Here is a 21,174-nt window from a genome sequence, read left to right on the forward strand (position 1 = left end):
AGGCAGCCATGGTAGGTGAGCATGATGCGAACAGTTCGCGCTTTTTTCGACACTGTTAACCGTGCAGAACAAAAAGCGACCAAAGATTTGTTGCGGGAATTGGAATGCCAAGTTCTTGCCGAACTTTGGACTGAGCGCCATACAGTCGGGCAGGCGGTACTCTGGACGGTACTTGACCGCGAAGGGCGCACCATGCTTTGGATGATCCCGGAAAATCTAGCCTCCTTGGAGCGCGGCCGTTCCTTTATCGCTACGGGTTATCCCGTGATCTGGTCGTCACACAAAGCCGGTAAGCGCATCGAATGGCTGCAAGTAACCGCCTTGAAACCGTTGGAGATACCGTCACGGCAGCAGCGGGCGCGGCAATTGGCCCAGCAGGGCCTGATCGGGCCGCGGCCGCGCCGCTCTTGGCCCAATCTTGCCGAACAAGCTTCTGTTCGCCTGCAGATGCTCATTGATCCGCAGCATCCGGCGATCGCTGCCATTAGCGACTACGTAGCCAAAGTCCGGCGTTTTTCCTGCCAGTGGCATAAAATCAACATGAATGACCCCGCCGCTATCGCCGGTGCTCTGCAGGCAACCCAAAGTGCCGGTGGTGATTTTTTGTTGATGATCGGACAAGCCGATGATGCCTACTTCGCCTTTGATGATCCCGCCGTCTTGACGGCGCTGCGTCAGATCAAGAGCTATAGCATCTTAATTCAGCCCGGTGCGGAGATCCGGCCTTTTGCCTACTGGTGGGTTGATGAAGTCAGTGAAAATCTCGAAACGAGTTTGCGCCACATTGTTACCACCTGCTGGCGTACCTGGAAAGGCCCTCGTGATCACCAGCGGGCCAAAGCCGTCGCCGTTCAGCAAGCGCAACAAGATCGCACCCGCTTTGCTACCGAGTTAAGCCGCTTACGTCGCGAAAACAGCCGTCTTACGAAAACGCTGGAAAAGGTACAACTTTCCGCCGATCCGCGGCGTCTCGCCGATATGGAAGATCAGATCGCCGAACTGCAAGCTCAGGTGGCGCGCGGTGAAGAACGACGTAAAGCCTTGGCGGAACAGTTGTTCCTGCTGGAAAAAGCGCAAGCGGAAGAAGCGCGCAAGCAAACGCTGCTTAGTTCCGACCCGGTCGAAGCGAAGAACAGCCAGGGAGCAGCGCGCCGCAAGGAAGACTTCCGCCACCTGGTGCTCGAAGAAGAACGGGATAAATTGACCGCCGAAAACAAACGGCTACAGGCGCGCATCAATGAGTTGAATGCACTGAACGTAGTCGAACTGGTAGCGGAAAAAAAGCAGCTTACGGAAGCGCTGGCTCATGCCGATGAGCGGCGGGAGCATCTGGGGGAAGTACTTTTTTTGCTGGAACAAGAAAATCTCGAACTGCGCGGGCGCTTGCAGTTGCGCGATGAAGAAGTAACCTTCCCTACGGGCGATCAAGCCCAAGCCCAGATCGTAGTAGGAAAAGCGCGATTATTAGATGAGATCCATGATCTGCTGATCCAGGAAGAAATGGATCGCTTACGCCGTGAAATCAAAGGGTTAAAAGATCGACTGGAAAAACAATCAGCAGCCACCGTATTGGCCTTGCAGCGAGAATTGGCGGCGTCACAAGAGCAAGGGCGTATTCAAGCTCGGAATCATGCGGAACAAATCAAACGCTTGCGGGAAGAATTGCGCCTCCTGCAGCGACAACAACGATTCTCCGGTGAGATTCGCTCTGCCGAATTGCTTACCGGCGAAGAGGCGAAAGAAGCCTTGGCCGAGGAAGAAGCTAACGATGAAGCGATGGCCGCTGCCGATCGTGAAGGGCTGCTGGACAAAACCATGCAGTTTCTGCGTCAAGGTTTTGGTCGAGGCTTGAAAAAATAAAAGCGGCCTCTTGTTGCCAAGAAGCCGCTTCTGATCGTTTGATACCATGGGCAGGGCTAGGATTTTTGATTGTCATCGTTAATGACGGTGGCCTCCACTTGCTTGGCCTTGTCACCGGGCGTTTTCTCCGGACTGACTTCCTCTTTGAATTCACGGATACTTTGACCGAGGCCGCGGCCAATCTCGGGCAGACGTTTGGCGCCAAAGATGACCAAAACGATCGCCAGAATCAACAACCACTGCAACGGGCTCGTAATAAACCCAAACGTATACAAGCCGATTCCTCCTTATTTGCCTAAACCGTGGACAAACCCCAAGTATGCCGTAATTATAGCATTGATACCGGGCAGTCTCAACTCTGCATCCATAAAAGCAAGCGCGAGGTGATAAACAGGTGACTCCTTCACGGCTTAAAGATCCCCTGCTTGATCGCTTGTTTCAAGCCATCTTGCTCTTGCAAACCGAAGAAGAGTGCTACCGTTTTTTTGAAGATCTTTGCACCGTACCGGAACTCAAAGCGCTGGGGCAGCGACTGGAAGTGGCGCGCATGCTCGAAGCCGATTGTACGTATACCCATATCGCCGAACGGACCGGTGCCAGTCCGGCGACGATTTCCCGGGTCAAGCGCGCTTTGCACTATGGCGCAGACGGCTATAAACTGATCCTGCATCGATTGACAGTCCCTGAAGATCGTGATAACCTAAGGCAAGCTGACGCTTCACTATGATGAAGCAATGAAGTGCTTGGCCTTTGAACGAAGAACGAAGAACGAAGCAAAGAATCTGTGTGAAGGCACAGAAGAGTAAGGATGGGAGAACCATGAAAGAAGGTAATGGCTTGCAGATTCCCGCCGGTATGCGCGATCTGCTGCCGGGCGTAGCTTGCGATCAGCGCCAATTAGAAAGTCGCTGCACCGGTTTGTTTACGTCCTGGGGCTATCAAGAAGTGATCACACCGACCCTGGAATACCTTGATGCGATCACCATCGACACCGGTGAAGAGATTCGCGATCATCTTTTCCAGCTTTTTGACCGCCAGGGCAAAATTCTGGCTCTGCGGCCGGAGATGACCACGCCCATTGCCCGCGTTGTCGCCACGCGTCTGCGCGGTGCTGCCTTGCCGCTGCGCCTTTGCTATGCTGCCAATGTCTTTCGTTACGAAGAACCGCAAGCAGGACGGCAGCGGGAAATTGCCCAAGCCGGTGTGGAGATGATCGGTGCGGCCACCCCCTTGGCCGATGCCGAAGTGATCGCCCTGGCCGTGGAAGCGATCAAACAGTCGGGCTTGGAAGATTTTCAGATCTCCTTAGGCCAGATCGAGATCTTTAACGGCTTAATGGAAGAACTACCGCTTACGGTAGAACAAAAAAGTAAAGTCCGCACGCTTGTCGCCAAAAAAGATTTTGTCAGCTTAGAAGAACTGCTGAACAGCTACGGCATTACCGGCGCTCCGGCCGATCGCATTTTGCAACTGCCGACGCTCCATGGCGGCGCCGAAGTACTGGAGCAAGCCGCCTGGCTCGGCGTCAATGACCGGGCGCGACAAGGCTTGGAAAACCTCCGGCAAGTCTATCAGGCACTCGCTTCCTTTGGCGTTTCTGACTTTGTGGCCCTTGATCTGGGCGTCTTGCGCGGCTTTGACTACTATACGGGCATTGTCTTTGAAGGCTATACGGTGGGCCTTGGTTTCCCCATCTGCGGTGGCGGCCGCTATGACAACTTGTTGGGCCAGCTTGGCTACCCTTGTCCGGCAACGGGATTTGCCCTGGGCCTTGATCGCATTTTGCTGGCCTTGGCCCGGACCAATCCGCCGGCACGGGCCACTTCTGCCGTTTACTTGATTGGCGGCGATGATACAGCAGCCATGCTGAATAAAGCAACCCAACTGCGCTCGCAGGGTCTGTCGGTCGAGATTGACGTGCTTGGCCGCGATGAAGCTTCGTTGCAAGCGTATGCCCAAACGCGTGGCATCACCCAAGTGCAATACTGCCGCCAAGGAGGTTGAGCCTGATGAAAGACACCTTAACCATTGCCTTGCCCAAAGGCAAACTTTATGATGAAGCCATCGATTTGCTGGCCGAAGCCGGCCTTTCCACCTACGGGCTTAAAGAAGACAGCCGCAAGCTCATGTTCCACCATGAAGCGGAGCGGCTCAAATATATCATCTGCCGTCCTACCGATATCCCCACCTTTGTGGAATACGGCGCGGCCGACATCGGTGTTGTTGGTAAAGATACGATCGTCGAGCAAGACAAAGACATTATGGAACTGGTAGACCTCAAATTCGGTTTTTGCCGTTTTGTCGTGGCCTTGCCGGAAGAAGCAGCGCGTGGTCGCGACTTGAGCCAATTTAACCATCGCCGTGTGGCTACCAAATTTCCGGAAGTGGCCGATGCCTTTTTCCGGGAAAAGGGCATGCAAGTGGAAATCATCAAGCTCCATGGCAATATCGAACTGGCCCCGATGGTCGGCTTGGCCGATATGATTGTCGATATTGTCTCGACCGGACGGACGCTGCGCGAAAACAATCTCGTGGCCGTGGAAGAGATCTTTAATGCCACCGCCCGGTTAGTGGCCAACCGCGTGTCTTACCGACTAAAACACCAGCGTATCCAACCGCTGGTGGAGAAAGTGCGCCAACTTGTCAAAGACAAGGAGGTGCGCTACTGAGATGGGGAATCTCAACGATCAGGAAGATCGGCTGGTACGCACCTTCGCCTATCCGTCGGCGGAAGCGGAAGCCTTTTTGGCCAAAAAAGGTCTTGACGACCAGGACGTGGCTGCCCGTGTGCAGGAAGTAATTGAACGTGTGCGTACCGAAGGTGTCCCGGCGCTTTTTGCCTATACGGAGCGCTTTGACGGCGCCCGGATTACCGAAGAGAATTTTCGTGTTTCTGCAGAAGCGATCGCCGAAGCCTATCAGCAAGTTGATCCCGAGGTGCTGGCGGCCCTGCGCCGGGCTGCTGAGAACATCCGCCGTTTTCATGAAAAACAAATGCGCCCGTCCTGGCTGGAACCGGAAGCTGACGGTACGATCCTCGGTCAGTTGATTCGCCCGCTGGAACGGGTCGGCATCTACGTGCCCGGCGGCCTCGCTTCCTATCCTTCCTCGGTGTTGATGAACGCTATTCCGGCGAAGGTGGCCGGTGTACCGCAAATCGTCATGGCTACGCCACCCGGGAAAGACGGCTCCATTAACCCCTATACATTGGTGGCAGCAGCCGAAGCCGGCGTTGACGAAATCTATCGCATGGGCGGCGCCCAAGCGGTAGCCGCCTTGGCTCACGGTGTGGGCTTGCCGGCAGTCGATAAAATCACCGGCCCCGGCAACATTTATGTGACCTTGGCCAAAAAGCAAGTCTATGGCACCGTCGACATTGATATGCTCGCCGGACCATCGGAGATCCTCGTCATTGCCGATGAGAACGCATCGTCCGATTATGTGGCGGCTGATTTTCTTTCCCAAGTGGAGCATGATGTGCGCGCTGCCGCCGTGCTCGTCACACCGTCAGCGGCTTTGGCGACAGCCGTAAAAAAAGCGATCTTGGAGCAGATGAGCCGGTTGCCACGCCGGGAAATCATGGAACAAGCGCTGCGCGACAACGGTGCGATCATCATCGTGGACAGTTTGCTCACGGCTTGCGAAGTGGCCAACCGTTTTGCACCGGAACACCTGGAAGTGCTGACCGATGAGCCCTTCCAATGGTTAGGCTCATTACAACAAGCCGGTGCGATTTTCTTAGGTCCCTATTCGCCGGAACCAGTCGGTGACTATTACGCTGGCCCTAACCATGTTCTACCGACCGGTGGCACAGCGCGCTTTTATTCGCCGCTGAACATTGACACCTTCATGAAAAAAACCAGCGTCATCGCTTATTCCCGTGCGCGCTTTGTCCAAGCGGCGCCGGACATTTTGGCGTTGGCCCAAACCGAAGGGCTCGACGCCCATGCCCATGCAATCGCTCTGCGCCTCAGCCCGACCGAGAAAGGAAGTCAACCATGAGCCAAGGCCCCTTACAGTGGGTACGCGCCGACATCCGCGACATCGTACCCTACCAAGCCAAAGTATATCCTGACGGCGCCAAACTGGATGCCAATGAAAACCCTTACCCCTGGCCGGCACCGTTTACGGCCCAACTGCAAGCCACCTTGGCGGAGAGCCCCTTAACCCGTTATCCCGACGGCGAAGCCCGAGAACTGCGCAGCGCCATTGCCGCTTATACAGGGCGCCATGTTGATGAGATTCTGGTCAGCAATGGCTCCGATGAAGCGATCCAGTTAATGCTCTTAACCTTTGGCGGCCCCGGATTAGCGACAGTCATCGCCAATCCGACTTTTGTGATGTACGGCATGGCCACGCGCTACATGGGCGGCAAAGTCATCGACGTGCCGCTTAAAGAAATCGGCGACACCTTTGCCCTCGATGTACCAGGTTTGCTGGAAGCGGCCGGGCGTCCTGAGACGCGCTTGGTGATCATCTGCAACCCCAATAACCCCACGGGCAATCTTTTCCCCGTAGAAGATATCGAAGCCGTTTTGCGTGGTACCGATAAAATCGTTATCCTTGATGAAGCATACTATGAATTTGCCCAGGAAACGCTTTTGCCCCGGCTTGATGAGTTCCCCAACTTGGTCGTGATGCGCACCTTTTCCAAAGCCTTTGGCTTAGCGGGACTGCGCGTGGGCTACACCGTTGCTTCACGCAGTTTGATTCAGGAAATTCATAAAGTGCGCCAGCCCTTTAACGTCAACACCTTTTCCCAAACGGCAGCCATCGTGGCGCTCCAAAAGGCGAACTTGTTCCAAGAGCAGGTTCAAGCAGTGCTGGCGGAGCGCGCCCATCTGCTCGCGGCACTAGAGCGCTTTGACTGGCGAGTCTTCCGGACCGATGCCAACTATGTCTTTGTACGCCTGCCCGGCACACCGGTAGAAGCAGCCCAACGAAGCGCCAAGATTTATGAAGGCTTGCTGAATGCGGCCGTGCTGGTGCGTAAGTTTGGCGGCAGCCCCAGCTTGGATGGCACCCTGCGCATTACCGTCGGACAACCTGCGGAAAATGCCCGGTTGATCGCGGCCTTACAGGCGATGCAAGATCCAACAGGAGGGTGGAGCCTATGACCGTCCACCTACCTCCAGCGGTCGCAGCAACAACAGCGCGCCAGAGCACCTATGAGCGACGGACGGCGGAGACACAGATTGCGCTGACGGTGAACCTCGATGGCGAAGGACGCTATCAAGGCACTTGTGGGATCGGCTTTTTCGACCACATGCTGACCCTCTTTTGCCGGCACAGCCGCATCGATTTAGATCTCACCTGCCAGGGCGACTTGGAAATTGACGGTCACCACACGATCGAAGATCTGGGCATCTGCCTCGGTCACGCGCTGGCCAAGGCTTGGGGTGATAAAAAAGGCATCCATCGTTACGGCCATGCTTACTTACCGATGGATGAAACGCTCGTCCGTGTTTGTCTGGATCTAAGCGGACGTCCTTATCTCGTCTGGCATGTGCCCATCCCGGTGGAGCGCATCGGCCAACTCGAAACGGAACTAGTACAAGAATTTTTCCGGGCCCTGACGAACCAAGCGGGCATCAACATGCACGCCCACCTGATCGAAAGCGGCAATGGTCATCACATCGTAGAAGCTACCTTCAAAGCCTTTGCCCGCGCTTTACGGGAGGCCATCACCATTGATCCCCGTGAAGGCGAGCGGATTCCATCGACCAAGGGAGTGTTATAAGATGATCGCCATCATCGATTACGGCATGGGGAACCTACGCAGTGTGCAAAAGGGTTTGGAAAAAGCCGGTTACGCCAGCGTGATCACCGCTGATCCGGAACAGGTACGGCAAGCACCGGGCGTGATCTTGCCAGGTGTCGGCGCGTTTGCCGATGCCATGAATAACCTGCGCACTTCCGGGATGATCGAACCCATCCAGGAAGTAGTCGCTGCCGGCAAACCTTTTCTCGGTATTTGCCTAGGTTTCCAACTCATGTTTGAAGCCAGCGAAGAGGGGGGAAACTTTCAAGGACTTGGTATCTTTCCCGGCCAAGTGCGCCGTCTGCCACCAGGCCTGAAAGTACCGCACATGGGCTGGAACGCCTTGACCATCCGTCAGGCCAATCCCTTTATGGACGGCATTTCTGACGGTGCTGAGTTTTACTTTGTGCACTCCTACTACGTCGATCCCGCTGACCCCGGCTTAATCATCGCCACCGCCGATTATGGCTTACATTTTTGTGCCATCGCCGGGCGGGAGCACGTTTTCGGTGCGCAGTTCCACCCCGAAAAATCCAGCGACCTTGGCTTGAAGATCCTCGAAAACTTTGGAAAGCAGGTACATGCATGCTAATTTTCCCGGCGATTGATCTCAAAGAAGGCAACTGCGTCCGCCTCTATCAAGGACGTATGAGCGAAGCGACCGTCTATAACGACGACCCGGTAGCGCAGGCCCTTTACTGGCAAGCCCAGGGTGCCCAGATGATCCATCTGGTCGATCTGGACGGCGCTTTTGACGGTCATCCCAAGAACCGCGAAGCCATTCAAGCGATCCTTTCGGCCGTTACTGTCGCTTGTGAGCTTGGTGGCGGCATCCGGGACATGGGCACGATCGAGCAATACTTGCGCATGGGTGTTGCCCGGGTGATCTTGGGCACAGCAGCGATCAAAAACCCCGATTTGCTTTCGGCCGCGTGTAAAGAATATGGCCAGCGCATCGTTGTCGGCATTGATGCCAAAGACGGCTGGGTGGCTACAGACGGTTGGGAAGGTGTTTCGGAAGTGACGGCCGTCGAATTGGCCGTAGCCATGAAAAAACGGGGCGTCCGCCGCATCATCTATACGGACATTTCCAAAGACGGCACTTTGGCCGGACCGAACCTCAAGGCGACGGCCGATCTGGCCCGCAAATCGGGACTCCATGTGATCGCTTCCGGCGGTTTTGCCACCATCGATGACGTTCGCGCTTGTGCCGCTTTGAGCAGTGAAGGCATCGAAGGGGCGGTACTGGGCCGGGCGATCTATACCGGCGATATCAACCTGGCCGAGGCGATTCGCGTCGCCCAAGGATAAGCCTAACCATCGAAAGGAGCGGGACCGCGGTGCTGAAAAAACGCATCATTCCTTGCCTCGACGTCCATGGCGGACGCGTTGTCAAAGGCACGAACTTTGTCAATCTCCGTGACGCCGGCGATCCCGTCGAACTGGCGGCCACCTATGATCAGGAAGGTGCCGACGAACTGGTATTTCTCGATATTACGGCTTCTTCTGATGGCCGAGCGATTATGCTGGATGTAGTTCGCCATACCGCAGAAGAAGTCTTTATTCCCTTTACTGTTGGCGGCGGCCTGCGCACCATCGAAGATATTCGTGACATGCTCAAAGCCGGCGCCGATAAGATCTCCCTGAACACATCGGCTGTGCAGACACCGCGTTTAATCAGTGACGGTGCCTGGAAATTCGGCTCGCAGTGCATCGTCGTCGCCATTGATGCCCGGCGGCGCCGCCATGCCGACGGGACGGTCGATCCGACGCAGGACGCCTGGGAAGTCTACATCCACGGCGGCCGTACAGCGACCGGCATGGATGTGCTTACGTGGGCACGCGAAGTCGAAAAGCTCGGTGCCGGTGAGATCCTCTTGACCAGCATGGACTGCGACGGCACCAAGGACGGTTACGACATCGCCTTGACCCGCGCCGTCAGTGAAGCCGTGACCATCCCAGTGATCGCTTCCGGTGGTGTAGGCAACCTCGAACATATCCGCGCCGGCTTGACCGAAGGCAAAGCCGACGCCGCGCTGGCTGCTTCCATCTTTCATTACAAAGAGTACACGATCCGGGAAACCAAAGAATACCTAGAGAAATGTGGGGTGCCCGTACGGCGATGGCAGAAAAAATAAATCAAGCAACGCTGGCGAACCTGGCGATCGACAGCTTACAATTTGGCGCCCATGGCCTGATTCCTGCAGTGGTTCAAGATCATCAAACGGGCCGTGTTTTGATGGTCGCCTACATGAACCGTGAGTCCCTGGAAAAAACCGTCGCTACCGGCCAGATGCACTATTACAGCCGCAGTCGCAAGGCTCTCTGGCACAAAGGGGAAACATCAGGCCATTACCAGCACGTCAAAGCGGTAGAAGTCGACTGTGACCAAGACACCTTGCTGTTTCAAGTGGAACAAATCGGTGCCGCTTGCCATGAAGGCTCCCGTTCTTGTTTCCGAGCACCGGGAGCGACGGCGGAACCCTTTGCCGTAGAAGCAACGCCTGCACCGGCGCAAGCCGGTAACACCGGCAGGGCCATCGGTGCCATCCTGGGTCATCTGTCCGATGTCATCGCTTCGCGTCAACAGGAAATGCCCGAAGGCTCCTATACGACCTACCTTTTCACTAAAGGACAAGATAAGATTCTCAAAAAAGTCGGTGAAGAAGCGGCAGAGACGATCATCGGATCGAAAAACAATAACGCCCAAGAGATCGTCTATGAAGCATCCGATCTGATCTATCACCTGCTCGTGCTGCTCCGTTATCACGGCATTGAGCTTGATGCCATCGCCGCCGAACTGGAGAAGCGCCGCTAATTTTGCTGGACGGTAGGTAACCTTGCTAACGGGTAATCTTGCTGACCGATAACCTTTTTGAATGAAGCCAGGGTCCACCTGCATCGCAGGTGCCCCTGGCTTCGTTGTTTTCTTGCCACGTCGGCCTTGGCAGGCGTACAATAACGATAGCCTCTTAGTATAAGCCGAAAGAAGGTTGACTTCATGATGCCGAAAAAATCAGCATCGTCAACGATACCGGCAGCACCATCGCTAGCAACATCATCGCCTGCAACATCAACGCCACCGGAAGAAAAAAAAGCGGCCGGCGTTACCTTCGATACATGGCGGCGCGGTTGGCAGCGCAGCTTACAAACGCTCTGGTCTTTATCCAAAGTACTGGTGCCGCTCGTCATGCTCACTAGCATCCTCGATCAAAGCGGTTGGCTGGTCACCATCGGTCATGCTTGTGCTCCCCTGTTGGCCTGGATGGGCCTGCCTGGTGAAGCGTCAGTGGGACTTTTTCTGGGATTTACGGCCAATCTCTATGGGGCTATCGGCGCAGCAACACCGCTGAACTTGACCGTAAAACAAGCGACTATCTTTGGCATCATGCTTGTCGTCGCCCATGGACTACCGTTGGAAGGCGTAGTACTAAGCCGTTCCGGCGCACCTGGCGTAACCTTGACGGTGATGCGGCTCCTTTTGGGGATGGCCTTGGCCTTGCTGGTGAACCTGCTTTGGCCCGGCCTGTAGTCAGACGATGAAGTGATGCTAAAAAAAATGGCTACAGAGCAAAGGAGAACAGCGATGACCTTCGATATTACGGCTGTCTTGGGTATCAGCCTCATGGAAGCAGCCAAACAAGTTGGCAAAATGGCCTTGATCCTCATCCCGATCATCATCTTTCTGGAAATCCTCCGGGATCTGCAGATCGTCGATCGCGGGGCACGCTTTTTTGGACCGGCGATGCGCTATTTTCGCTTGCCCGGAGAAGCGGCGATCCCGCTGCTTGTTGGCTTGGTTTTTGGTATTCTTTACGGCGCCGGTGTGCTTGTACAAGAAGCGCGGGAAGGTAAACTGAACAAACGTCAGTTGACAGTGGTGGGGTTTTTTCTGGCGATCAATCATGCGGCCATTGAGGACCCCTTGTTATTTACCATCCTGGGTGCTAATTATCTACTGATTCAAGCCGTGCGTTTTGGCGTGGCCATTGTCTTGACCTTAGCGTTTGCGGCATGGTACTTGCCGCCAATCAAGCGTGAGCAGAGCGAACGTCAATGGGCAGCCGCAACGGAATCAAGTGGCCCCGTGTCACGAAAGGAGCTTCACCCATGAACCAGTGGGGCGATAAACGCTATCACAGTTGGAACGACCATCTTCGAAAGCACTTTGGGCAAAAAGTTGTCAAAGTTTCCTTAAATGCCGGCCTTACTTGTCCCAACCGTGACGGTACGGTAGGTACCGGCGGTTGCATCTTTTGTTGTCCCCAAGGGTCGGGCGCTTGCGCCGGTGATCCGGCCGAGTCGATTCGCCGGCAATTTGCCCAGATCGGGGCCAAACTCAAGAGCAAGTGGTCGACGAACCTGCATATTGCTTATTTTCAAGCTTTTTCGAATACCTATGGCGATGTGGACTACCTCAAGGGCCTTTATGAAGAAGCGCTGGCACAGCCCGGTGTCGTCGGCTTGGCCATCGCCACACGCCCCGATTGCTTGCCGCCGGATGTGCTTGATTTGTTGGCAGCGTTGAACGAGCGTACCTACCTTTGGGTGGAATTAGGGCTGCAAAGTGCCCATGACCGGACCTTGGCCGTCATCAACCGCGGCCACGATCGCGCTTGTTTTGAACAGGCGCTGGCAAACTTACAAGCCCGGGGAATTCGCACCTGCGCCCATATGATTTTGGGCTTGCCCGGCGAAAGTGCAACGGAGATGATGGCAACAGGACAATATCTTGCCCAGGCCGGTATTCAAGGGATCAAATTGCATGCGCTCCATATTATGCGCGACACAAGGCTGGCGGCCATGTACAGGGCGCAGCCGTGGCCACTATTGACGTGCGATGCTTATGTTGATCTGGTGGTTCGCATTCTGGCGATCTTGCCGCCGGACATCGTCATTCAGCGACTTACCGGCGATGCCCCCCGTGATTTACTCGTGGCACCGGAGTGGATCACCAGAAAGTGGGGGGTATTGCAAGGGATTGATCAGCGCTTGGCGGCGCTCGATACCTGGCAAGGCAAAGAAGCGAAATAAAAGAGGTATCCGATGAACATTCAAATCTTTGGTACAAAAAAATGCCAAGACACACGCAAAGCAGAGCGCTACTTTAAGGAGCGGCGCATCGCTTTTCAGATGATCGACTTGAACATTCGCGGCCTGAGCAAAGGTGAACTGGATAAAGTGAAGATCGTCGTGGGCCTGGAAAATCTGATCGACAAAGAGGGCAAAGAATATGCCAAGCGAAACTTAAAATATCTCGTTCACGATGTGGAAGAGATGCTCCTCTTACATCCGCTGCTGTTCAAAACGCCGATTGTCCGTAACGGCAATAAAGCGACCATCGGTTACTGCCCGGACGTATGGCAGGGCTGGAGTTAAGCAAAGGCTTAACAATTAAGCAAAGGCCTGAAACAAGCGAATGGTTCAGTTGCTGCACAAGACATAAAAAGGAGCAATGCTTCCTAAAATAGGTAGGCATTGCTCCTTTTTGCTGTGAAAACAGCGGCTGCCCGGTAGGCACCCGCTAGGACTGCATTCGGTTTTCGACAACCGATTCGGCTTGTTGGTACGTATGCACAAGCTGTTGTTCCGGCATTTCATAAGGTTGGTACCATTCGCGTTTGACGGCCAATTCGGTGAGCATGGCATGACCGGCTAAGGCTTTGTTGAGATTGCTCGTATACAATGCCCGCACTTCCGGTGTGGCCGATTCGACGGTGGCGGTGAGATAAGCTTGGGCGACCGCTTTGGAGCCGGCCAGCATTTGATTGGCGATGGTTCGATCATTCATCTGACTTACACCGGTAGCTGTACCCATTAACTCACTTAATAAGCTTGGCATCTTAGTTCACCTGCCCAACATCAATGATATTATTTTCGTTGATAAATTGCTGCATGGACTTGATCGTTCCTTCGGTTTGTAAGATCGCCGCTTCGTTCAGCCGTCTCAACTCGTCGTCGTTAATCAGTGACTGCATCGCCCGTGCTTGGATGAGTGTGTTGGTTTCCATTTGCAGAAGCTCCCGCATGGACAGGACTTCGCTTTCTGTGAGTTTGCGCAAAACCGAACTCTCCTCTCAACATCGTAGAATCAAGATTATTGATTCCCTGAAGCAGAGGAAGTTATGAATCCAATCAATTCTAGTGAATGTAAATCAACGTTCCAGACGCTTGAGGGTCAGGCGCACATAATCATCATACACTTCGAAGCCCAGAAAACGGCGGCCAAGCCGCGCCGCCACAGCGGCTGTGGTGCCCGAACCCATAAAGGGATCAACAACGACGCCGCCGGGATTGGAACTGGCTAAGAGGCAGCGCTCGACGAGTTTTTCCGGCTTTTGCGTAGGGTGAGGCGTATTTTCCGGCATGGACCAAAAGGGCACCGTCAGGTCTATCCAGATATTCGGCGGACAGGTCATGCGGAATCGTTCACCTTCATCGGTTTCTACCCAATCTTTGGGCTGGCCTTCCGCATTGGTATAAGGTGCAATGATCTCTTTTTTGATCTTAACATCGTTAAGATGAAAAAGATAAGCTTCTTCATCGACCACGGCATACCAAATGTCTTCCATATTATTTTTCCAGTTACGCGCTGCGCCGCGGCCTTTTTCCCGCCGCCAGGTAAGACGGTTTTTAACGATAAAATGATGGGATAACAACGTTTGCATCGCCCCTGACGATTCCCAACCACAGCAAAGGTAAATGGCACCGTGCGGCAGGAGCACGCGCCGGGCTTCGCGAATCCAAGCATCGGCCCAAGTCATGTAGTCCTCAAGGGTCTTCCAAGGGTTTTTGCGTGTGCCATAGCCAAAATCTTTTTTCAGACCAAAATAAGGCGGATCGGCAAAGACCAAATCAACGGAAGCATCGGGCAAGAGGCGCAAACCCTCTAAGGCATCGCCGACGTAAATCGTGTTATCGACCGGTCCGTGGGCACGTAACGTGTCGACGGTGGGCAACTGGGCATAACGCTCCCAATCTTCCGGTTCCAAAAAAAGTGTGCGGTTCATGGGCGCGTTGGAATTGCGCATCAAGGGATGGGTACGTGCCAACGGTTCTGATGGAGTATTGCGTTTCGCCATGAAAAGACCTCCTTCGCTATGGTCAACTATTCGTGAGAAATCGATAAAATCCTGTTGAATCGGGCTAAAGCAGGTCAAAGGATCGGGCGATTAATGGTATAATCGTAGGGATAACTCACAGGAAAGGCAGTTCACCAATGAAAATAACCTTTCAACGCGTGGCGATCGTTCTGAGCTTGTTGCTCAGCCTGACTTTGACCGGTTGTACGCCGGGAAACAACAGTACGAATAGCACAGCGAACCAAGGTGAGAGCTTGGCGAAGCGGGCCGGTCAAGGCTCCTCGGCGGCGACGATGCCAGGCAGCGGGGTTGACGGAGCGTCGGAGCAAGCCCAGCGCGGGGCCAACGCTGGGATGCCAGCCAAAGCGGACGGAACATCCCGGGATACCGCGGGCGCTGAGGAAGCGGTTGACCGTGGGCCGGTAACGATCTTGATGTATCATCATGTGACGAAGCGAGGATTTTTCGCCAATAACGATGCCGTGGTCACTGTTGATGATTTTGCCAAGCAGATGGCCTACTTGAAGGAAAACAATTACCACGTGGTCCCTTTGCGCCTGGTGGCCGATTACTATGCCCAAGGGGCGTCGACGTCGTTGCCAAGCAAAGCGGTGGCGATCACTTTTGATGACGGCTACGAATCGAACTATGCCTTGGCCTATCCGATCCTCAAAGAATACGGCTATCCCTTCACTGTTTTTGTGGTGGCCAATTGGATTGCTGAAGAGTCAGCAGGGCCCTTTCGCCCGGAACGCCAAGAGTTATTGAGTTGGCCGCAGATTCTGGAAATGGTGCAGTCCGGTCTCGGCGATATCCAATCCCATAGCTTTGACAGCCACTATCGCTTTAACGACGGCGGATATGCCTTAGCTCACGCTCAGACCAACCCGGCCACCGGGGAAAAAGAAAGCACCGAAGCATTGACGGCGCGCATTTACCGTGATCTTGCCCAGTCCAAAGAACTGCTGGAACGGCGCACCGGCATTCCCGGTTACGCCCTGGCTTATCCCTGGGGAAAACACAGCGATGCGACGAAACAAGCGGCCACGCAAGCCGGCTATCTCTTAGCTGTGACCATGACCGAAGGTGCCAATGGAGCCAGGGCCGATCGGCTGGCTTTAAAACGGACCGGTGTCTTTATGTCCGATGGTTTTGACGGTTTTGTGCACAAACTAAAGGCAGAACGAGCGGCCGTGCAACCATAATGCTGAACTACCCCTGCAAGGGCAGTACACCTGTGGCGGCGCCGAAAAGGGCCTGCGGCAGGATCATGAAAGAAAGAGGGTAGAAACGTTGTCCGGTTGGCAATGGCGGATCGTGATCACCTATTTGACAGGTGCTTTTCTGGGCGCGCTGGATCAGAATATCCTGGGGCCGGCTTTGACGACGATCGTTCGTGACTTTAATATCGCACCGAAATGGGGCGTTTGGGCCGTTACGGTGTACACGTTGGTATACGCTGTAGCCATGCCGATCACGGCAAAAATCGCTGACAAGTATGGGCGGCGACGGGTATTCCAAATGGGGATGGCTTTATTTGCCGCTGGTTCTTTGATCTGTGCGTTGGCAGGCAACTTCTATGTGCTTTTGCTGGGGCGCGCCGTTCAAGCCTTGGGCGGCGGTGGCATCTTACCGATTGCTGTTGCCGAAATCGGCTTGGCTTTTCCTAAAGAACAGCGTGGTAAAGCCTTAGGGCTTTATGGCGCCACTTGGGGGATCTCTTCGATTGTGGGCCCGATCCTGGGCGGGATCATTGTCCAATATGCCACGTGGAACTGGCTTTTTTTGATCAATGTGATCCCGGCCCTGGTTGTCATCGCCCTGGCCGTTGGCTTGCCGATGGAACAAGAACGGGAAGAAAAAAAGATGGACTGGCGCGGCTCCTTGCTGGTAGGCTCCATCATTTTGAGCTTAATGCTGGCCCTTACCCAAGCGCGGGGCCATCTGGGCGTGGATGCTTTCTTCAGTGCCGATGTGCTCGGCTTCCTGTTTATTGCCGTAACCTTACTTCCGTTGTTCCTGCGGGTGGAGCGAAAAGCGGAAGATCCGGTCATTGATCTCAGTTATTTTCGCAATCGCCGGCTCGTGACCGTTTTCATCACGGCGGCCTTAACAGGCATGATCATGATGGCCGTACTTTTTTTACCGGCTTACGTGGAATATGTTCTGGGCTATCCGCCGGGTAAGGCATCCTATATGGTGGCGCTGCTGGCCTTAGCCAGTGTGATCACTTCGCCCCTGGGCGGTGCGATGGCAGATCGCTTTGGCGCTGTTCGGGTCATCTTACTTGGTTTGACGGCTTCCTTTTTTGGGTCAACTCTTTTGACATTGCTCGTTGAGCATACGGCGGGACCGGGCGATGTGGGCATGATTGGCTTGGCCACCTTGGTGATCGGGTTGCTTTTTCTCGGCAGCGGGATGGGGCTGGTCATGGGTTCACCGTTGAACTTGCTGGTGATTGAAGAAGTGGGAGCCCAAGCGGTGTCCAGTGGTCTGGCGGTAATGACGGTAATTCGTTCCTTTGGCAATACCTTAGGGCCGGTGGCGATGGGGGCGATGTTGACCGCCGCCGCTGACTGGGGCGCGATGCGCGATGGCTTTGCCCATATCTTTGTGTTGCAGATGATTGTAGCCGCTACCGGCTTGGTATTGGTGTCCACCTTGCTGCGGCGTTCTGGCCAGAGTAAGGGATGACCAGAATTACTCTGTTAAAAATAGTGGAAAGAGCAGGAAGGCGCCAGGTCATGGCGAATAGGGAAGGAGACAACTAGTTATACGGAGCAAAAGCAGAGTTCAAGAGCAAAATGGAGGGAACTTTCCGATGGGGAACAATTACGGAGCGATTGAACCGGCGGCCGTTCGCCGCGCTTTCAAGGCCTATGACATTCGAGGCCGTGTCCCGGAAGAACTGAATGAAGCGGTAGCCTACCGTCTTGGTCACGCCTATGTGCATCATTTTGGTGCCAGTCGGGTTGTGGTCGGACGTGATATTCGCCTTTCCAGTGCCAGCTTAGCAGCAGCGCTCAGTGAAGGCTTGATGGATGCCGGCTGCGATGTCATCGATATCGGGCTGTGCGGCACTGAACAAGTCTACTTTGCCACAGCGCACTTGGGAACAGACGGTGGCATCATGATCACCGCCAGCCATAACCCGCAAGACTACAACGGTTTAAAACTGGTCAAAGAAGGTTCCCAGCCGATCAGTGCCGATACCGGCTTAAAAGATCTGGAGGAACTGGTGATCCAAGATTATCGCATCGAACGGAATGGCTGCCCCCGCGGTCATCGCCAGGAAAAAGATATTATGGCGCCGTACATTGAGCATTTGCTGACCTATGTCGATCTTGCAACGCTGCGTCCGCTGAAAGTGGTCGTTAACGCCGGCAACGGCTGCGCCGGGCCGGTTATCGACGCGATTGCACCGCATCTGCCCTTGGAATGGATTCGTGTCAATCACGAGCCCGATGGCACTTTCCCGAATGGCATCCCGAACCCGATTCTGATCGAAAACCGTGAAGCTACAGCTCGGGTTGTACGCGAAACCGGTGCCGATCTGGGTATTGCCTGGGATGGCGACTTTGACCGTTGCTTCTTCTTTGATGAAAAAGGCGAATTCATTGAAGGCTATTATCTGGTTGGTTTGCTGGCGGAAGCATTTCTGCGTAAGCACCCCGGCGCCAAGATCATTCATGATCCACGCCTTACCTGGAACACCCAAGAGATGGTAGAAGCGGCCGGTGGCATCACAGTACAGTGCAAAAGCGGTCACGCTTTTATCAAAGAGCGCATGCGTCAAGAAGATGCCGTTTATGGCGGTGAGATGTCGGCGCACCATTACTTCCGCGATTTTGCCTACTGCGACAGCGGCATGATTCCCTGGCTCTTGGTCATTGAGTCGTTGAGCATTACCGGCAAACCCCTTTCGGCGCTGGTAGAAGAACGGATCAACCGGTTCCCCTGCAGCGGCGAAATTAACCGCAAAGTGGATGATGCCAAGGCCGTGCTGGCGCGGATCGAAGAGCGCTATGCGCAGCCGCCGGCCGTTGTGGATCGCACGGACGGGCTGAGTGTCGACTTTGCCGAGTGGCGCTTTAACTTGCGCTCGTCCAACACGGAGCCGGTCATGCGTCTCAACGTGGAAAGCCGTGGCGATGCGGCGCTGCTGGCCGAGAAAACGGCGGAAATTCTTAAGGTGATCGAAGGGTAGTTTGCTAACTATGTAAAAAAGGCACCTCTTACGATAGAAAATCTATCGTAGGAGGTGCTTTGATTATTTCCGGGTAAAAGGGGAGGAGCGGATTTCCTGATTACAACGGAACAGCCCAGAGGAAGATGATTACGTTCTTAAACAAAGTGCGGGGAGATGTGGCTGTGATCGCAACGAATTCAACAAAAGCATTGACTTGGAAAGTTTGATTGAGGTTCGTATTGGTAGGCAAGGGAATATAAGCGCTGAAGGGGAAGACAAAGGGAACGCCATGTTTTGCGCCGGTATGGCATGTGGTGTATTGGACCATTTGGCAGAGATGACCTTCCACAGCGAGTTTACGACCGGTAAAAACGGTACCATCAACGGAAGTAGTTTGCGGTGTACGGATTACGAGTTGCTGATTAATTCTGACTTCCGGTGGGGTAATAATCGGTTCGAGGTTGTGGATATCCGGAAAACCACCGGGGAGAACCAAGTTCTCCATCACCGTAAACTGTGCCGTATTGCTGGGGCTGGCAATGTCGGGGAAGGTTACCGGTTGACCCGGTGCAGGATAGAGAACGGTGCTTCTTGGGCAGGGAAAGGGCTCGGAGGTGGAGCAACAGTTGTTTTGGGCGTGATAGGCGAAACCGTTTTGAGACATGAAAATCAGACTCCTTTCGAATTTGGTACGGCACTGCGCTGTACCTACCACATGGTATGGGTAAAATTGGTAATTGGTTCCAGCTAATGATTACGCGATTAAGACGTTTCAGTTCACGAAAAAAGATTGCTCTTTATCAATCCGTTGAGGATACGAATAAAGAGCAATCTTTTTTATTACTGTTTTCTCTTTTTCTTGAAACTTTTCTTGGGCGATGCAACAACGGCAACGGAATGATAACCGATAAGGATGGGGTAACAGTCGGGGCAAGTGACGGAAGCGGAAGCGTTGATCGGAGTTACATCATTTGGTGGTGAAGAAGAGCGATTGGAGCGGTTAGCGTGCTTTAAGCGTTGTGGCGAATAGGGAGGTTGATAAGGTGATTGAGATGGGTACGGCGGATAGGTTGATGGGGATGGATAGGTAGACTGCGGCGAATAGGATGAGTAGGGTGACGGTGGATAAGGTGAGGTCGGTGGGTAAGACGGATGCGGTGGATGCGGTGGATGCGGCGGATGCGGCGGATGCGGCGGATGTGGTGGATGCGGCGGATGCGGCGGATGCGGCGGATGCGGTGGATGCGGTGGACGAGGTGGGCGAGGTGGGCGAGGTGGATGAGGCGGGTGAGGTGGGTGAGGAGGCGGACAGGGTGGCGGAGGCGGACAGGGCGGCGGAGGCGGACAGGGTGGCGGAGGCGGACAGGGTGGCGGAGGCGGACAGGGTGGCGGGGGCGGACAGGGTGGCGGAGGCGGACAGGGCGGAGGCGGACAGGGCGGAGGCGGACAGGGCGGAGGCGGACAGGGCGGAGGCGGACAAGGTTTAGGTGAGTGAGGATCGTCAATTTGAATCAAAACGACAAGATGAAGTTCAATCTGACGCGGATTGATCAAGCAAGCGATCGCGTCTTCTAGGTGCACCGAAGGATAGAGGGGCATTTTTTCGTGCCAGCATTCGGGAACGATAATCGTTGCAAAAAAAGAGATCGTTTTATCCAGGGCGATTAAATTGCTGCATTCACTTTGATAAACCAGGTGAACACAAGCTTCACCGCGGACCACGGCTTTTTTGCCGGTAAGAAGTTCGTTACCCAAGGAGTGACCGCAGGGCGTTTCGATAATACGTAAATTGGTAATCTTGGCATCAACGTAAGGAATCTCGAGCAACCGGATTACATCAGGTTTTGCACAAGGCAGGGTAATCTCGTGGTGAATCTCTTTTTGTTTAAATGCACAAGCCAGTGGACAATCGGGTGGATGAAATTTTTTACTGATGATGCACATACTTGGTGAACAAGGATTGGGTGCACAAGTCGAATAGCATAAAGACATAATGGCACCTCCTGTAAAGATATCACCACAATATATGGATCATTTTTCCTTATGTTCCACAGGACAATATCCGGCTTATCTACACAAGGATCAAAAAAACAAGGATCAAGAAAAGTGTCAGAAGACCATGAACGAAAAGGAAATAAATGGTATAAGATGAGGTGAAAGAGGAAAGAAAGGGGGAACCAAGGATGCAAACAAAATCGCATCGTTGTCCGCGCCGTAAGCCATCCTGCAAACCACATCCCAAACATGATTGCTGCACCCTATCGTCTTGTCATTGGGGGCAG

At 54.2% G+C, this 21,174-nt stretch carries 24 protein-coding genes; 19 read left to right on the forward strand and 5 right to left on the reverse strand.

The features are described from left to right. Window positions 1-24 precede the first annotated feature (24 nt). A complete protein-coding gene (locus EDD73_RS07090) occupies window positions 25-1,860 on the forward strand; it encodes a coiled-coil domain-containing protein (RefSeq protein WP_131919093.1) in 1,836 nt (611 codons plus the stop codon). Between the two features lie 56 nt (window positions 1,861-1,916). Here EDD73_RS07090 and EDD73_RS07095 read toward each other — a convergent pair whose 3' ends face one another. Continuing rightward, entirely contained in the window at window positions 1,917-2,135 is a 219-nt protein-coding gene (locus tag EDD73_RS07095; protein WP_207668831.1) for a twin-arginine translocase TatA/TatE family subunit, read from the reverse strand. Window positions 2,136-2,254: 119 nt separating this feature from the next. On the opposite strand from EDD73_RS07095, the gene EDD73_RS07100 reads away from it, so the two are divergent. The 14 genes from EDD73_RS07100 (at window position 2,255) to EDD73_RS07165 (ending at window position 13,000) form a co-directional block, all read left to right on the forward strand. After that, window positions 2,255-2,587 carry a YerC/YecD family TrpR-related protein gene (locus tag EDD73_RS07100; protein WP_131919094.1) on the forward strand — a complete coding sequence of 111 codons (333 nt, stop codon included), beginning with the start codon at window positions 2,255-2,257 and terminating at the stop codon, window positions 2,585-2,587. Between the two features lie 92 nt (window positions 2,588-2,679). Continuing rightward, entirely contained in the window at window positions 2,680-3,864 is a 1,185-nt protein-coding gene (hisZ, locus tag EDD73_RS07105; protein WP_131919095.1) for an ATP phosphoribosyltransferase regulatory subunit, read from the forward strand. Window positions 3,865-3,866: 2 nt separating this feature from the next. Next, on the forward strand, window positions 3,867-4,529 hold the full coding sequence (hisG, locus tag EDD73_RS07110) for an ATP phosphoribosyltransferase (RefSeq protein WP_131919145.1): 663 nt from the start codon (window positions 3,867-3,869) through the stop codon (window positions 4,527-4,529). Window position 4,530: 1 nt separating this feature from the next. Beyond that, entirely contained in the window at window positions 4,531-5,862 is a 1,332-nt protein-coding gene (gene hisD / locus EDD73_RS07115) for a histidinol dehydrogenase (protein ID WP_131919096.1), read from the forward strand. Then, window positions 5,859-6,977 (forward strand): histidinol-phosphate transaminase, encoded by a 1,119-nt coding sequence (hisC, locus tag EDD73_RS07120; RefSeq protein ID WP_131919097.1) that lies wholly within the window; start codon window positions 5,859-5,861, stop codon window positions 6,975-6,977. The genes hisD and hisC overlap by 4 nt, the downstream gene beginning before the upstream one ends. Further along, window positions 6,974-7,600: an imidazoleglycerol-phosphate dehydratase HisB gene (hisB, locus tag EDD73_RS07125; RefSeq protein ID WP_131919098.1), complete on the forward strand. Its 627-nt coding sequence runs from the start codon at window positions 6,974-6,976 to the stop codon at window positions 7,598-7,600. The genes hisC and hisB overlap by 4 nt, the downstream gene beginning before the upstream one ends. Before the next feature lies 1 nt (window position 7,601). Next, window positions 7,602-8,213, forward strand: coding sequence for an imidazole glycerol phosphate synthase subunit HisH (gene hisH, locus EDD73_RS07130; protein WP_131919099.1), 612 nt, complete (start codon window positions 7,602-7,604; stop codon window positions 8,211-8,213). Continuing rightward, window positions 8,207-8,932 carry a 1-(5-phosphoribosyl)-5-[(5-phosphoribosylamino)methylideneamino]imidazole-4-carboxamide isomerase gene (gene hisA, locus EDD73_RS07135; protein ID WP_131919100.1) on the forward strand — a complete coding sequence of 242 codons (726 nt, stop codon included), beginning with the start codon at window positions 8,207-8,209 and terminating at the stop codon, window positions 8,930-8,932. The genes hisH and hisA overlap by 7 nt, the downstream gene beginning before the upstream one ends. 29 nt (window positions 8,933-8,961) lie before the next feature. Beyond that, the gene (hisF, locus tag EDD73_RS07140; protein ID WP_131919101.1) at window positions 8,962-9,759 is read left to right on the forward strand and encodes an imidazole glycerol phosphate synthase subunit HisF; all 798 of its coding nucleotides are present in this window, start codon (window positions 8,962-8,964) and stop codon (window positions 9,757-9,759) included. After that, window positions 9,744-10,439 (forward strand): bifunctional phosphoribosyl-AMP cyclohydrolase/phosphoribosyl-ATP diphosphatase HisIE, encoded by a 696-nt coding sequence (gene hisIE, locus EDD73_RS07145; RefSeq protein ID WP_131919102.1) that lies wholly within the window; start codon window positions 9,744-9,746, stop codon window positions 10,437-10,439. Before hisF ends, hisIE begins: the two co-directional genes overlap by 16 nt. Window positions 10,440-10,622: 183 nt before the next feature. After that, window positions 10,623-11,153: a nucleoside recognition domain-containing protein gene (locus EDD73_RS07150; protein WP_131919103.1), complete on the forward strand. Its 531-nt coding sequence runs from the start codon at window positions 10,623-10,625 to the stop codon at window positions 11,151-11,153. 54 nt (window positions 11,154-11,207) lie between these two features. Then, on the forward strand, window positions 11,208-11,735 hold the full coding sequence (locus EDD73_RS07155) for a nucleoside recognition domain-containing protein (RefSeq protein ID WP_165876370.1): 528 nt from the start codon (window positions 11,208-11,210) through the stop codon (window positions 11,733-11,735). Further along, complete coding sequence (gene mnmL / locus EDD73_RS07160; RefSeq protein ID WP_131919105.1) at window positions 11,732-12,655, forward strand: tRNA modification radical SAM protein MnmL/YtqA; 924 nt, start codon at window positions 11,732-11,734, stop codon at window positions 12,653-12,655. Before EDD73_RS07155 ends, mnmL begins: the two co-directional genes overlap by 4 nt. A 12-nt stretch (window positions 12,656-12,667) precedes the next feature. Further along, window positions 12,668-13,000, forward strand: coding sequence for an arsenate reductase family protein (locus EDD73_RS07165; RefSeq protein WP_131919106.1), 333 nt, complete (start codon window positions 12,668-12,670; stop codon window positions 12,998-13,000). 145 nt (window positions 13,001-13,145) lie between these two features. Here EDD73_RS07165 and EDD73_RS07170 read toward each other — a convergent pair whose 3' ends face one another. From EDD73_RS07170 to EDD73_RS07180, 3 genes are all read right to left on the reverse strand, one after another. Continuing rightward, on the reverse strand, window positions 13,146-13,463 hold the full coding sequence (locus tag EDD73_RS07170) for a spore coat protein (protein ID WP_131919107.1): 318 nt from the start codon (window positions 13,461-13,463) through the stop codon (window positions 13,146-13,148). A gap of 1 nt (window position 13,464) precedes the next feature. Beyond that, window positions 13,465-13,683 carry a hypothetical protein gene (locus tag EDD73_RS07175; RefSeq protein ID WP_131919108.1) on the reverse strand — a complete coding sequence of 73 codons (219 nt, stop codon included), beginning with the start codon at window positions 13,681-13,683 and terminating at the stop codon, window positions 13,465-13,467. A gap of 93 nt (window positions 13,684-13,776) precedes the next feature. Next, window positions 13,777-14,703: a DNA-methyltransferase gene (locus EDD73_RS07180; protein WP_131919109.1), complete on the reverse strand. Its 927-nt coding sequence runs from the start codon at window positions 14,701-14,703 to the stop codon at window positions 13,777-13,779. A gap of 137 nt (window positions 14,704-14,840) precedes the next feature. Between EDD73_RS07180 and EDD73_RS07185 the strand changes: the two genes are divergently transcribed. The 3 genes from EDD73_RS07185 to EDD73_RS07195 all read left to right on the forward strand — a co-directional run bounded on the left by EDD73_RS07185 (window position 14,841) and on the right by EDD73_RS07195 (window position 18,910). Then, the gene (locus tag EDD73_RS07185; RefSeq protein WP_131919110.1) at window positions 14,841-15,908 is read left to right on the forward strand and encodes a polysaccharide deacetylase family protein; all 1,068 of its coding nucleotides are present in this window, start codon (window positions 14,841-14,843) and stop codon (window positions 15,906-15,908) included. Between the two features lie 88 nt (window positions 15,909-15,996). After that, a complete protein-coding gene (locus EDD73_RS07190) occupies window positions 15,997-17,397 on the forward strand; it encodes an MFS transporter (protein ID WP_165876371.1) in 1,401 nt (466 codons plus the stop codon). A 127-nt stretch (window positions 17,398-17,524) separates the two neighbouring features. Then, window positions 17,525-18,910, forward strand: coding sequence for a phosphohexomutase domain-containing protein (locus EDD73_RS07195; RefSeq protein WP_131919112.1), 1,386 nt, complete (start codon window positions 17,525-17,527; stop codon window positions 18,908-18,910). 100 nt (window positions 18,911-19,010) lie between these two features. Here the strand turns inward: EDD73_RS07195 and EDD73_RS07200 are convergent, their stop codons facing one another. Continuing rightward, window positions 19,011-19,556, reverse strand: coding sequence for a hypothetical protein (locus tag EDD73_RS07200; RefSeq protein WP_131919113.1), 546 nt, complete (start codon window positions 19,554-19,556; stop codon window positions 19,011-19,013). Between the two features lie 451 nt (window positions 19,557-20,007). Between EDD73_RS07200 and EDD73_RS15080 the strand changes: the two genes are divergently transcribed. Further along, window positions 20,008-20,379 carry a hypothetical protein gene (locus EDD73_RS15080; RefSeq protein ID WP_207668832.1) on the forward strand — a complete coding sequence of 124 codons (372 nt, stop codon included), beginning with the start codon at window positions 20,008-20,010 and terminating at the stop codon, window positions 20,377-20,379. Window positions 20,380-21,174: the final 795 nt, after the last annotated feature.

Origin of the sequence: Heliophilum fasciatum (assembly GCF_004341395.1) — a bacterium.
Classification (GTDB): domain Bacteria; phylum Bacillota; class Desulfitobacteriia; order Heliobacteriales; family Heliobacteriaceae; genus Heliophilum; species Heliophilum fasciatum.

Bases quoted from the DNA above. Each gene is read 5' to 3' on its own strand.
- hisIE (WP_131919102.1), top strand. From the start codon at position 9,744: ATGGCAGAAAAAATAAATCAAGCAACGCTGGCGAACCTGGCGATCGAC.
- EDD73_RS07090 (WP_131919093.1), top strand. From the start codon at position 25: ATGCGAACAGTTCGCGCTTTTTTCGACACTGTTAACCGTGCAGAACAA.
- EDD73_RS07155 (WP_165876370.1), top strand. From the start codon at position 11,208: ATGACCTTCGATATTACGGCTGTCTTGGGTATCAGCCTCATGGAAGCA.
- hisA (WP_131919100.1), top strand. From the start codon at position 8,207: ATGCTAATTTTCCCGGCGATTGATCTCAAAGAAGGCAACTGCGTCCGC.
- hisH (WP_131919099.1), top strand. From the start codon at position 7,602: ATGATCGCCATCATCGATTACGGCATGGGGAACCTACGCAGTGTGCAA.
- EDD73_RS07150 (WP_131919103.1), top strand. From the start codon at position 10,623: ATGATGCCGAAAAAATCAGCATCGTCAACGATACCGGCAGCACCATCG.
- EDD73_RS07165 (WP_131919106.1), top strand. From the start codon at position 12,668: ATGAACATTCAAATCTTTGGTACAAAAAAATGCCAAGACACACGCAAA.
- EDD73_RS07195 (WP_131919112.1), top strand. From the start codon at position 17,525: ATGGGGAACAATTACGGAGCGATTGAACCGGCGGCCGTTCGCCGCGCT.
- hisD (WP_131919096.1), top strand. From the start codon at position 4,531: ATGGGGAATCTCAACGATCAGGAAGATCGGCTGGTACGCACCTTCGCC.
- EDD73_RS07170 (WP_131919107.1), bottom strand. From the start codon at position 13,463: ATGCCAAGCTTATTAAGTGAGTTAATGGGTACAGCTACCGGTGTAAGT.
- mnmL (WP_131919105.1), top strand. From the start codon at position 11,732: ATGAACCAGTGGGGCGATAAACGCTATCACAGTTGGAACGACCATCTT.
- EDD73_RS07185 (WP_131919110.1), top strand. From the start codon at position 14,841: ATGAAAATAACCTTTCAACGCGTGGCGATCGTTCTGAGCTTGTTGCTC.
- EDD73_RS07180 (WP_131919109.1), bottom strand. From the start codon at position 14,703: ATGGCGAAACGCAATACTCCATCAGAACCGTTGGCACGTACCCATCCC.
- hisB (WP_131919098.1), top strand. From the start codon at position 6,974: ATGACCGTCCACCTACCTCCAGCGGTCGCAGCAACAACAGCGCGCCAG.
- EDD73_RS07200 (WP_131919113.1), bottom strand. From the start codon at position 19,556: ATGTCTCAAAACGGTTTCGCCTATCACGCCCAAAACAACTGTTGCTCC.
- hisZ (WP_131919095.1), top strand. From the start codon at position 2,680: ATGAAAGAAGGTAATGGCTTGCAGATTCCCGCCGGTATGCGCGATCTG.
- hisC (WP_131919097.1), top strand. From the start codon at position 5,859: ATGAGCCAAGGCCCCTTACAGTGGGTACGCGCCGACATCCGCGACATC.